We start from the raw sequence: 12742 nt of genomic DNA, 5'->3' as shown, positions 1-12742 counted from the left end.
AACCGGCCAAGCGCCGAGAACCCAGATTCAATAATGATTAACGAACGCGACGCAGATAGCCGTCCGGCGCCACGGTGATCAGCAGCTTGTTCTGCAACTGACGGTCGATTTCGAAGTCAGCGTTTTCTTCCAGGTATTTCCACACGGCAGTCTTCGGGTTGTCGCCCGGGCCCCATGGACGATCAGGGAAGAAGTCGGCCGGCATGTCTTCAACCACGGTGTCCATCACCACGCAGTAGCTGTCCACCGAGACCAGTGGTGCGTACAGGCGCAGTTCTTCCAGTACGTGGTCGTGGGTGTGGTTCGAATCCAGCACCAGAATGACTTTCTTGCCTTCGGCCGCGGCGCGCACTTGCTCGGCGATGGCCGCGTCGATGCTCGAACCTTCGATCATTTTGATGCGCTTGCTCATCGGGTGGCTTTCGATGGCTTCGCGGTTGTGCGGGCGAATGTCGAGGTCGATGCCCAGCACTTCACCGTGGCCTTGCAGTTCCAGCAACGAGGCGTAGTAGATGATCGAACCGCCGTGGGCGATGCCGCATTCGATCACCAGGTCGGGTTTGACCTGCCAGATGATTTCCTGCATCGCCATCATGTCTTGCGGCAACTGAATGATCGGACGGCCCATCCACGAGAAGTGGTAGCTGTACTTGTGCTTGGCTGACTGGTTGAAGAAATCCTGGGCCAGACCTGTGAGTTTCTGGTCGTCGCCCTGGGCGGCGATTTCTGCCTGGCATTCGGCTTCGAAGGCTGTATTGATGGTGTTGTCGGTCATTTTTCTAATCTCAATAGTCACTGGAACGAAGCGCTGTCGACGGCGTGATAGACGTAGCGTCCATCGGTCATCCGCTTGATTTCTTCGAGGTAGTTGGAGTTCATCACAAACAGGTTGGCGCCTTCGGGCAGAGCGTCCATGGCCTCTTGCGGCGAGGACACCCGCACGCCGCTCAGGGGCAGATACCGCCCCTGTTTGGCCGGGTTGATATCCACCACGCGATCCACCGCCACGCCGGCCCGCTGCAGGAACAGCGAATAGATCACGCCTTTGGACGACGCGCCCCAGATTGCCGAACCTTGCTCGGGCACGGCCTGGATAATCTGCACCGCACGCTCGAGGCTGCTGGTGAAACCCTGTGGCAGCTCAAGGCGTGGCACCGGTTGTTCCGGGGTCAGGCGCAAGGTCGCCAGGTCCGCCACGATGTACAGGTATTGGCCACCGAACAGGTGACCGGCCTCGTGCACCGTGCCGAACATCCGGCGCAGGTCATCGAGGCGGAAATAATTGACGTGCTCGTAGAACAGGTCGAACCAGGCACGGTGCTCAAGGATCCAGTCGAAGCACGGCACTTCGATGTAGATCTGCCCGCCCTGATTGGCATCGGCCATCTCGGCGAGGAAACTCACCGGGTCTTGAATGTGTTCCAGCACATGGCGCAGCACAATGGCGTCCGCCGCCAGGCCCAGGCCACGGGTGAACGGCGCCTTGATCACGTCAGCGTTGTTGCCCTCGTAGGCCGGGTCGATGCCGGTGATGGCGTAGCCCAGGCTTTTCAGCAGCTCGAGGAAGTAGCCTTTGCCGCAGCCGACTTCGATCAGTTCCTGACCCTTGAAGTGACGGGCAATGATGCCTTCGACATCGCTCAGGTGCTTCTGGAACTGGCCCGAGTGCGCCTGTTCGTTCTGGTAGTCAGCGTCGTAGCTGAGCTTGTCGGCATCGAAGGCCTGGTTGAAGATCAACCCGCTCTTTTCGTCCTGCACCAAGACCATGTCGGCGCACGCCGACGCTTTCGCCGACGCAGGGTCGGCAAAGGTACGGTTCTGCAACACCGGCAGGTCGGCGACCCGATACAACTCATGCCTCATGCTCTGCTCCCAGTAGCTGTTGCAAACGGTCCGCCACGCCCCAGAACGCCATTGGCTCGTGGGTCGGATATGGGTAGTGACCGAGGTTCAGGCGGATCGCTGCGCCACGTTCGCGCAGTCGCTGCTCGACCAGCGCTCGGACCGAAACCGGTTGGCCGCTGGAACAATTGATCACGCCGTCGAATTCACACTGTTGCACGATGGCGGCGAGGTAACCCGCGGCCGTGTCGATGGCCAGGTAATCGCGCAGTTGTTCGCCGGCCGACATGTTGAAACTGGCGTCGCCGGCATCGATTGCCCGGTCCAGCGCCGCCAGCAAACTGTTCGGGTTTTGCCCCTCGCCGTGCAGGTAGAACAACCGTGCCCATTGCAGGGTGAACGGTTGAACCCGCTGCAGATTCTCGAGGAACAGGCGCAGGGTGTTTTTTGCCAAGCCGTAAGGATTACTCGGCTGCGGCGCGGTCTGCTCGCTGAGCGGCCCGCTCTGTAAGCCGTATTCAAAACAGGTACCGGTGACCAGCACTTGCGAGACGCCCGCCTCGACCGCGCCCTTGATGAACCGGTAGTCGGCCATCAGGTTGTGCTCGAAGTGAAACAGCGCCTGATAATTAGGCAACCCTGGCCAGGCCAGGTGCGCCAAGGCATCGATGCCATCGGTCAGCGCGGCGATATCGAGGTCGGCGGCGTGAATATCCGCCGCAACGAATTCCACGGCATTGATCCACGGCAAGTTCGCGGCGGTCTCGGCGTTACGCGCCACGGCGCGGACTTCGCAGCCACGGGCGAGCAAGGCCTTGACCAGATGCCGGCCGACGAACCCGGTCGCCCCGGTGACCAGGACCTTCACAGGACGGTCAACTCAGGCACGGCGATGACAAAGCGGCCATCCCACTGGCGTACCTGGGCCAGTTGCTGACTGACTTCGTGCAGCAGGTTCCACGGCAGCACCAACACGTAATCCGGCTTCTCGATATCGATCTGTGCCGGCGACACAATCGGAATGCGACTGCCCGGCAAGTACTTGCCCTGCTTGTGCGGGTTGGCATCGGCCACCCACGCCAGCAAGTCGGGTTTGACCCCAGCGTAGTTGAGCAAGGTGTTGCCCTTGGCTGCGGCGCCGTAACCAACCACACGTTTGCCATCGGCTTTTGCCTGCAACAGGAAACGCAGCAGTTCGTGCTTGATGCGTTCGGCAGCGGGCGCGAGGGTCGCGTAGTACTCGGGAGTTTTCACCCCGGCGGCGAGTTCGGCCTGCAGCTGCTGAGCAACTGCTGACTGCACGTCGCGGCGCACACCGTCGGCGCGCTGGACAAAGACCCGCAGCGATCCGCCATGGGTCGACAGCTGACTGACGTCGAACACTTCCAGACCGTTGCGCGCGCACAGGGTCTGGACAGCGGTCAACGACAGATACGAATAGTGCTCGTGATACAGCGTGTCGAACTGCTGCCCGGCCATCAGCGTCAGCAATTGCGGAAACTCAAACGTCGCCACACCGGTCGGCTTGAGCAATGTCGCGAAACCGCCGAGGAAATCGTTGATGTCCGGCACATGGGCCAGCACGTTATTGGCCGCCATCAGGTCGGCGGACCAACCGTCGGCGATCAATTGCGATGCCGTATCGCGGCCGAAGAACAGCTCGCGAATCTCCAGGCCTTTTTCCCGCGCCGCTTGTGCGGTGCTGCGGGTCGGCTCGACACCCAGGCATGGAATGCCGCGCCCGGCGACGTATTGCAACAGGTAACCGTCGTTGGCCGCAATTTCCACCACGCGGCTGTCGGTGCTCAGGCCGAAACGCTCGACCATCTCGGCGACGTATTTGTCGGCATGGGCCAGCCAGGTGCTGGAGAACGAACTGAAATACGCATACTCGGCGTCGAACAGGCTGTCGGCGCTGGTGTAATCCTCGGTCTGCACCAGCCAGCATTGCTGACACACCGCCACTTTCAGCGGCACCCATTGCTCGGCTTGTTCCAACTGATCGGCGCGCACATAAGCGTTGGACGGCGGCGAGGTGCCAAGATCGATCAGCGGCAAGGCCAGAGAAGTCCCGCAACCACGGCAGTTCATACACGTACTCCAGCGAAGTGTTCATCGAGCAAGGGATGGCTGGAATCCCGTACCGACAGATTATTGACAGGCAACGGCCAGGCAATCGCCAGCCGTGGATCGTTCACGCTCAAACCACCCTCGTGCACCGGCGTGTAATCAGCGCTGTGCAGGTAGAGCAATTCGGCGTCGTCGGTCAGGGTCTGGAAGCCATGGGCGAACCCGGCCGGGATCAACAGGCTGCGACCGTCGCCAGCCCGCAGGTGTTCGGCGTGCCAGTGCAGGAAAGTCTCGGAGTCGGGGCGCAAGTCCACTGCCACGTCCCAGACTTCACCGCGCAGGCAGGTGATCAGCTTGGCTTCCGGCGCGCTGGCGTTCTGGTAATGCAGACCGCGCACACTGCCGCGTAAACGTGTGCAGGAATGGTTGATCTGACGGATATGAAACGGTTGGCCGAAGGCACTGAGGCTGCCTTCACAGAACAGCCTCGCAAAGTGTCCGCGATCATCTTCGAAGCGTTTGTGCTGCACGCTGAACAGCCCGGCGAGCGGCAATGGTTTCAACAGAAACTCGCTCACAGCGCGCCTCGGTACAGGTTCAACTGGCCCAGGGTAATGGCGCGCATGTCGTCGCCGTTTTGCCACGCCAGGTGCCAGTCGAGAGTCTGGGTCAGGCACTGCTGCAACGACCAGCGCGGCTGCCAGGCCAACAGTTGACGAGCGCGGCTGCTGTCCAGGCGCAACAGACCTGCTTCATGCAAATCACTCGGTTCGATGCGCAAGCCAGGCGATTGCGGCCAACGGCTGGCGAGCAATTCGACCACTTCGCCAACGCTGCACATGTCCGCTTCGCTCGGGCCGAAGTTCCAGGCACCGGCAAACTCCGGGCCTTGCTCGTAGAGGCCGGCGGCCAGTTGCAGGTAACCGGCCAGCGGCTCCAGCGCGTGCTGCCACGGGCGCACCGCTTGCGGGTAGCGCAAGGTCACCGGTTCGTCGGCGGACCAGGCCTTGAGCACATCGGGAATCAAACGCTCCGGGGCAAAATCACCGCCGCCCAAGACGTTGCCGGCACGCGCGGTGGCCAGGGCCAGACCGTGCTCGGCATGCTTTTCCGCCGGAAAGAACGAAGCGGCGTAAGACTGTGCCAACAACTCGCAACAGGCTTTGCTGCTGCTGTAGGGATCGTGCCCGCCGAGGGCTTCGTTTTCACGGTACGGCCACAGCCACTCCTGGTTGGCGTAGACCTTGTCGGTGGTCACCAGCACGCAGGCGCGCACGCCGCCGACCTGGCGAATCGCTTCGAGCAGATTGAGGGTGCCCATCACGTTGCTGGAGTAAGTCCCCAGCGGGTCGCGATAACCTTCGCGCACCAGCGGCTGGGCTGCCAGGTGCAGGACGATTTCCGGCTGGGTCTCGGCGATCAGTTCCAGCAGTGCGCCGAGGTCACGCAGGTCGCCGCGTTGATCGTTGATGCCTTCGTGCACTCGCGCCAGCTCGAACAGGCTCGGCTCGGTCGACGGGTCCAGCGAAAAACCGCTGACCTCGGCACCCAGGCTTTGCAGCCACAACGTCAGCCAGCTGCCTTTGAAACCGGTATGGCCGGTCAGCAGGACCCGCTTGCCGCGCCAGAACTCCGGGCTCAATCCCATTGTTTCCATGGGGCCTCCCCGCTCAGCCACAACTGCTCAAGGTGGTTTTTGTCGCGCAGGGTGTCCATCGGATGCCAGAAACCGTCGTGCTGGAAGGCTTGCAGTTGCTGTTCGTTGGCCAACGCAGCCAGCGGCTCGGCTTCCCATGAGGTTTGATCGTCGGCGATGTAGGGCAGCACTTTGGGCGACAGCACGAAGAAACCGCCATTGATCCAGCCGCCGTCACCGCGTGGCTTCTCAATGAAGCCTTTGACGCTGTCACCGTCGCGCTCCAGGGCGCCGTAACGACCCGGGGGCTGCACGGCGGTCACGGTCGCGAGCTTGCCGTGAGTCAGGTGGAAGTCCACCAACGCGCCAATGTTGAGGTCCGAGACGCCGTCGCCGTAGGTGAAGCAGAACGCTTCTTCGCCTTCCAGGTAACGGGCGGCGCGGCGCAGGCGGCCACCGGTCATGGTGTCTTCGCCGGTATCGATCAGGGTCACGCGCCACGGCTCGCTGTAGTTCTGGTGAACGTCCATGCGGTTGTTGCACATGTCGAAGGTGACGTCGGAAGTGTGCAGGAAGTAGTTGGCGAAGAAATCCTTGATCGCGTAGCCCTTGTAGCCAAGGCAGATCACGAAGTCATGAATCCCGTGGGCGGAGTACTGTTTCATAATGTGCCAAAGAATTGGCTTGCCGCCGATTTCGATCATTGGCTTGGGCTTGAGGTGCGACTCTTCGCTGATCCGCGTACCGAGACCACCTGCCAGAATTACTGCCTTCATCGCTGTCCTCTTGCTCTTCGCGCGGCCCTGCCACCCCCCGCAAGGGTCGGCGAACCGTCAGATGCACATCATTTACCCGCAGCCACTGGGGCCTTCACGCGTTTTGGGGTGAAGGTTTTATGGCGATATACGGGGGACTTGCAGGAAGTGAGCCAATTGTCTGGGGTCGGCGACTGGTGGGGTTTGGAGGGTTTTAGGGGCGGGAGGTGAACTTGGGATTTTGGATTTTGGATTTTGGATTTTGGATTTTGGATTTTGGATTTTGGATTTGGGATTTGGGATTTGGGATTTGGGATTTGGGATTTGGGATTTTGGATTTTGGATTTTGGATTTTGGATTTGGGTACATATCCGTTTCTGCGGTAACGGCTACTTATGGTTTCGCTCTTACAGGGAGTCCCTTTTTCAAACGCCGGAGTGCCGGCCCAGCAAAAAGGAACCAAAAGGCTTCGCCCCGGCGTACGGCGCCTCGCTGAGGCTCCGCGTTCCCTCGCTACGGTGTCCATCAGGGGGCATCGCCTACGGTCTGCTTCGCGACGACCTCCTCTCGATGTGTGCGGCTTCGCCGCACGGCGCTGCGCGCCTAACCCCCTGATGAACACCTACGCTCGGCCTGCCGAAGGGGCGAGAGATCAAGATCAAGATCAACGTCAAAAGCCAAAGCCAAAGCCAAAGCCGAAGCCGAAGCCGAAGCCGAAGCCGAAGCCGAAGCCGAAGCCGAAGCCGAAAGGATCGCAGCCTTTGGGAAGCTTGCGTACGTCCCAAGAACAGGTCGGCTACAAAGCCGCCTTCGCGGGCAAGCCTCGCTCCTACAAGGGGTTCGGTGTACACGCTTCGCTCCTCACCACTCAACAGGCCGAGCGTTAGCTCGCCTGCTTTTGATTTTGATCTGCCCGCCCCTTCGGGAGGCTGAGTGGAGGTGTTTATCTGGGGGGTAGGCGCGTAGCGCCGTGCGGCGAAGCCGCACACATCGAGAGGAGGTCGAAGCGAAGCCGACCGGAGGCGATGCCCCCAGATGAATGCCGGAGCGAAGGAACGCCGAGCCTAGGCGAGGGGCCGGACGCTCGGGGCGAGCCTTTTTTTGCTTACTGTTTTTTTGGCGTTTGAAAAAAAAAGTGAGTCGCCGTAAGGGCGAAACCATAAGCCGCCGTTACCGCAGGAACGGATATGTACACCGAACAATCAATCAATCCGGCAACCACCCCCAAAGCCAGTGCTGAAGATTATCCCCCCGCAACATAAAGTCCCGATGCACCGCCTCCCGCAATTGATCCCCCATGCGATAACTGGCATCCGGATCAGCCAAGTGCATACGAATCGCCTGCAACCACTCCTCAGTGCTGTTACTCGACACCTTGGTGCACGGCAAGAACCCGTCATAGGCCCGGGTATCAGTGCAAATCACCGGATACCCGCACGCGCCGTACTCCAGCAACCGCAGATTGCTTTTGCAGTCATTGAAGATATGAAACTCCAACGGTGCCAATGCAAGGTCTAGATTCAGGCTCGCCAACTTGTACGGATAACTCTGCAAATCGATGGTGCCATGGAACTCATGGATGTAAGGGCGCAACGCATCCGGACACATGCCAAAGAACACCCATTCCACCTCATTGGCCAACTCACGAACCACGTCGGCAATGATTTCCAGATCGCCGGTGTGACTCGTACCGCCACCCCAGCCAACCCGCGGCTTCTTCGAGGTACGGCGCTGACTGGTCAGCGTCGCCCACGGCTCGGGCGGCAGCATGTTGGGCACCACGCGAATCTCGCTGTGCATGCTCGACAACACATCGGCCAGCGCCTGAGTGGTCACCACCACCCGATCACACAAGGCAATACCGTCACGCAGCATCTGTTCGGTGTTGGTCGGCTTGTTCCGGGCATGGCTGTTCTTTTTCGGCGTGCTGACAATGTAGTCGTCCAACTCGAAAATCCGCAGAGCGCTGGAGTATTTCTTCATGCGCAGAATGTCGGCCGCCGAGCCTTCGCTATAACGACCCTGCAAGATAATGGTGTCAGGCGACAGACGCTCGATTTCCACGGACGACGGCGACTCGTAGGCCACCCGAGAGATGACTCGCCCGGCAGCCTCAAGCTCTGCCAGCGGCGCCGTCACACGGTAATGCCCGATCGCTGATTCATTGACCGGCAAACCGAGAATCAGCGGCAGGTCGCGATGGCAGAACGGATTCCAGTTATTACGCAGCGAAGGCTCCAGACTGAAACTCGCCACGCCGAGCGTCAGCGCAGGGTTGTAGGCCGGATCACGAGAGATCGTCGGCAACCACTTTTTGTAGAAGGTTTCCTGCTCAAGCACCTGCGCCTGCACAGTGGCCGGCGTGGCTGCCGGTGACGGGTCTTCGCCCATCATCACGGTCGAAAATGGCGTCCAGACGACCAGGTAACCGTTTTGACCCGCCTTGAGGCACAGATCAACGCCGCTGAGCCCGAGGTTGAACTCAGCATCATCGCGCTGACCCAGGCTGTCGAACACGTCTTTGCGCACCATCAGGCAATCACTGCTGACCGCGCTCCAGTTCTGCACCACTTGCAGACGCTGCATGTAACCCCGGGCACTGGCGTGCTCACCGAGAAACGGCGAAGTGGCAGGTCCGGCGAGCCCCAGGATCAAACCCGCGGAGACGATCGCATTGTTGGGACCGAGCAGCCGCGCACCGACCACGCCGACTTCCGGGCGTTGAGCGTGATTGAGCAGTTCGGCTAGCCAGTCGCCCGCGCAAATCACACTGCGCGGGCTGAGCGTCAACAGGTATTCGCCCCGGGCGTGCTCGGCAGCAAAGTTGACCAGGGTCGCTTCACCGCCACTGCCGGCATAACGCAGCACTCGCAGCATGGCCGCGCCCATCTGAGCCATGGCGTCCAGCCAATCGGCCATCGCCGGATCGCCGCGACCTTCATCAACAATCAGGATTTCGTATTCGGTGTACGCGGTGGTTTCAATCAGGCTTTCGGTGCAGCGCTGCAACGCGCCCAGCGACGTGCCCGCGGCAATGATGATTGACACCAGAGGCCGCTGACCGTGCAGGTAATCGATGCGATTGAGCAGCGGCAATTCTTCGTGGCGAATCCGGTGTTCCAGACCGATGCGGGTCAGGTGCGCACTGACCAGTGCCTCACTGCCCTCGATCACCTCAGGCAACGACATCCAGTCGGGGAATGTCTGGGTCGACTCCACCTGAATCTCGGCGATGTGCTCAATGGTGTGCAACCCGGCCTCTTCCACCAGGCGCCAGAGCAAATCCTGCGGCGCCAGTTCGCCGTGCGCCGAATCGAAACCGCCCGCCGTCAGAAAGCGCTGACGCTCGAACGCCAGGGTTCGGCCGACGTAAGGGTAGGAACGCATCAGGTCGAGGTTGAAGTCAGGCTTGAACACCGGGTCGACGGACTCACCCTCGACCAGCGCGCCTTCATCGCTATAGGCACACAGCATGTCCGGCGTGTTGGCGATGCGCTCGGCCAGGACCAGCAGCGCCGACTCGCGCAGCGTGTCACCCGCCCGCAGCAGATAGAACCAATGCGCACCTTCCAGTTGCGGCACCACGGCATTGAGCTGTTGCGCCCAGTTTTCCTCAAGCGGCAGCTGCAGCACTTTATCGTCGCCATCGCAGTCAGCGTTGGAAAGCACCACGACCGCTTGCGGTGCGTACAGTTGACGGGCGAGGCTGGCCAGCGTGGCTTTCAACCCGGCACTGTCGGATTCGGTGTCGATGACGATCGGCACCAGGTTCGGACGCACCGCCCAGCGGCTGATACGCTCCGGCATGTGCCGCGCTTCCGCCGGATTGAAGGTGCGCACCGACAACCACTCGCGGTAGAAATCGGCATAGCTGTCGCTGTTCCCGCCGACTCGGCCGTTGACCACGGTGTTGCGGTTGCCGAGTACACGAACCACGCACAACTCTTCCCACTTGCGCGGTTCTTCTGAAGCCTTGCTCAGTTCGACGCTGCGCACCCAACCCGAGGCCGGTGCCGATTCGCCACCGCGCGCAGTCAGCATTTGCGTCAGCCATTCCCATTCCTGCACGGCGGCCCGCGTCATTTCCAGGGTCTTGCTCAGGCGCTCCGGGTACTGACGCTCGGTGCTCAGCACGGTGTTCAGCGCCGCCAGGTTTCCGCGACGCAACAGGCACACGAACAAGGCAAAATCGAGCATCGCGACAAAGCCAGAGCCTTCCTGGGTTAGCGCCGGCAACAGCTCCAATACATCGGCACGGCGCATCAGCGTCGAGCTGAAATTACCGATGAAATTCTTCGGCGTACCCTCGAAAATCGCCAGCATGTCATCGCCCTTGAGCAACGAGTCAATGGGCGAAAAACGGCAGTTATCAATCCGGGGCGGCAAGATGAAGTTGTTGGCATCGCTCATCATGCGCAGGGCGCAAACGAGGGTGGCCTCGGGATGATCGATCAATACCTGGGCCTGCATTGCGATGCTCGGCGCGAACAGACGGTCGTCGTCGCACAGCACTTTGATGAACTCGCCACGCGCTGATTCAACGCAGCGCAGCAGGTTCTTTTGCAGGCCAAGACGCTTCGGGTTTCGCAAGTAACGAACGGTGTGTACGGGGTCGGCAAACGACTCGACGATTTCGCGGATCTCGTCTGAGGACGAATCGTCACAGATGACGATCTCGATGTTCGAGTACGTTTGGGCGAGCGAACTTTCCAGCGCCTGACTGAAAAAGCGCGGGTTGAAGGCGGGGATGACGATGCTGACTAGAGGGTGTTGATTCACGGCGAAACTCTCGAGCGGCGAGCCCCTGCCCTTTCAGGCAGAGGCTTCGTAACCGCTTAGGAAAAGACGGTTGGCAGCTCGACAGGCACAGGCTCAGATCTTGTTGAACAAGCCCAGCTGAGCAATCTTGCTGAAAGCCAGTTGCGATGCTTGCAGCATGGTTTGTTGCAAGGTCAGGCGAGTCATCACGGTGGCCGGATCGGAATCGCGGATCGCCGATTGGGTCTGGGTGTTGGCCAGGACCAGACTCTGGTTGGTGTCGCTCTGGGTATCCAGGGCCGAACCGCGACCGCCCACTGAACTCAGCGAGCTAGACAACTGATCGTTGCCGCTTTTCAGGTTGCCAAGGCCCGAATCCAGCGAGGCCTGAAGCTTCTGGGTCAGGATCTTGTCGCCATTGGTGGGCGTGTTCAATGCGGTTTTCAACTGGTTCACGGTGTCCAGAATGTTCTGGGTTTCGTGAGTGTTGACGGACACGCTGAACTGATCGCCTGCCGCCGGTGCACCGGAGAGGTTGAAGCTCACGCCCGAGGCGGTAGCAACGCCAGCCGCAACCGTGCCGGCAGACACCGGCTGACTGCTGGCAGTCAAGGGGGCCGCATACAAGTCGAACGTAGTGGCACTGGTGAACTTCATGACCGCCGAACCAGTCGGGAAACTGGCGTGGTAAGCCACTGGGTTAGTGATGCTGCTGCCGGTCACTTGAGTTGGCGACGGGTTGCCCGGGCTGCGAGTTGCGGTGAAGGTGTCAGGCTTGGCCGCCAGGGTGAAACTGTGGCCCGGCAACACGGCGGCTGCGGTATCGCCAGCCGACAAGTTGATGTTGAGGGTCAACTCGACACCGCGGAACGACACGCCCTGGCCGCCTTTGGCAGCCGGGTCGAACGCACCGCCCTGGCTGGCTTCGGCGGTTACGTCGTTACCGCCCGAATCGGTGATTTTCAACTGGGTGCCGCTGATGAAATCGACGGTATACGGTTCGCCCGCACGGAATGCGTTGTTGTAGGTGACGCTCGACGAAACCTGACCATTGGACAGGACTACGCGACCGTCATCCACGGCCGGTGCGGTCATGGTGACCAGGCTGCGGCTGGTATTGATCGCCTGCTGGAATACTTCCCAGCCAGTGCTGTTGGTTGCCATCGACATGGTGTCGCCAATCGCCAGGTCGAGGGTCACCTGGTCGCCATTGTAACTGTAGGTGCCATCGTCATTGCGCGAGAACGGCGCGGTATCGCCCTTGGAACCGGCGAAAATGTACTTGCCGTTCTCGTCCTTACTGTTCATCAGGCTCAGCAACTGCTCTTCGATCTGACCCAGCTCTTTGGCGTTGGCCTGACGGTCGGCGTCGGTGTAACCGGCGTTGCCAGCACCAATGGCCAGCTCCTGAGCGCGCTGCAGCACGTTATTGATGCTGGTCATCACCGCTTCGGTCTGACCCAGGGTCGCCTTGAGGGTGTTGGTGTTGGCCTTGTACTGATCGAGCATCGAAGCCTGTTGACCCAATTGCAGCAGGCGCGAAGCGCCAACCGGATCATCGGCGGCGGTGTTGACGCGAACCAGGCTGCTGGCCTCTTCGCTGCTTTTGACCACGTTGGCGAAGTTCTTCTGGTAGTTCGCAGCAGAGGACTCGTAAAACTGGGCGGTAGAAATGCGCATG

General features: G+C 60.6%; 9 protein-coding genes. All 9 read right to left on the bottom strand.

Features of this window, described 5'->3' with window-relative positions; all coding sequences use genetic code 11:
* Nucleotides 1-37 precede the first annotated feature (37 nt).
* The gene (locus ACA051_RS08725; protein WP_094471212.1) at nt 38-775 is read right to left on the bottom strand and encodes a cephalosporin hydroxylase family protein; all 738 of its coding nucleotides are present in this window, start codon (nt 773-775) and stop codon (nt 38-40) included.
* A gap of 17 nt (nt 776-792) precedes the next feature.
* The gene (locus tag ACA051_RS08720) at nt 793-1863 is read right to left on the bottom strand and encodes a class I SAM-dependent methyltransferase (protein ID WP_497374393.1); all 1071 of its coding nucleotides are present in this window, start codon (nt 1861-1863) and stop codon (nt 793-795) included.
* Nucleotides 1853-2710: an NAD-dependent epimerase/dehydratase family protein gene (locus tag ACA051_RS08715; RefSeq protein WP_497374391.1), complete on the bottom strand. Its 858-nt coding sequence runs from the start codon at nt 2708-2710 to the stop codon at nt 1853-1855. The genes ACA051_RS08720 and ACA051_RS08715 overlap by 11 nt, the downstream gene beginning before the upstream one ends.
* Complete coding sequence (locus ACA051_RS08710) at nt 2707-3933, bottom strand: methyltransferase domain-containing protein (protein WP_497374389.1); 1227 nt, start codon at nt 3931-3933, stop codon at nt 2707-2709. Before ACA051_RS08710 ends, ACA051_RS08715 begins: the two co-directional genes overlap by 4 nt.
* The gene (locus ACA051_RS08705) at nt 3930-4490 is read right to left on the bottom strand and encodes a dTDP-4-dehydrorhamnose 3,5-epimerase family protein (protein WP_497374387.1); all 561 of its coding nucleotides are present in this window, start codon (nt 4488-4490) and stop codon (nt 3930-3932) included. The genes ACA051_RS08710 and ACA051_RS08705 overlap by 4 nt, the downstream gene beginning before the upstream one ends.
* A complete protein-coding gene (rfbG, locus tag ACA051_RS08700) occupies nt 4487-5569 on the bottom strand; it encodes a CDP-glucose 4,6-dehydratase (RefSeq protein WP_497309161.1) in 1083 nt (360 codons plus the stop codon). Before rfbG ends, ACA051_RS08705 begins: the two co-directional genes overlap by 4 nt.
* Nucleotides 5551-6324 carry a glucose-1-phosphate cytidylyltransferase gene (rfbF, locus tag ACA051_RS08695; RefSeq protein WP_094471206.1) on the bottom strand — a complete coding sequence of 258 codons (774 nt, stop codon included), beginning with the start codon at nt 6322-6324 and terminating at the stop codon, nt 5551-5553. Before rfbF ends, rfbG begins: the two co-directional genes overlap by 19 nt.
* A gap of 1185 nt (nt 6325-7509) precedes the next feature.
* On the bottom strand, nt 7510-11082 hold the full coding sequence (locus ACA051_RS08690; protein WP_497374385.1) for a glycosyltransferase: 3573 nt from the start codon (nt 11080-11082) through the stop codon (nt 7510-7512).
* Nucleotides 11083-11175: 93 nt separating this feature from the next.
* Nucleotides 11176-12741 carry a flagellar hook-associated protein 3 gene (locus tag ACA051_RS08685; RefSeq protein WP_497309158.1) on the bottom strand — a complete coding sequence of 522 codons (1566 nt, stop codon included), beginning with the start codon at nt 12739-12741 and terminating at the stop codon, nt 11176-11178.
* Nucleotide 12742: the final 1 nt, after the last annotated feature.

The sequence above is a fragment of the Pseudomonas sp. LBUM1669 genome (genome assembly GCF_059695705.1).
The sequence above is the reverse complement of the archived record's forward strand: the minus strand, read 5'-3'. Positions and strand labels throughout refer to the sequence as shown.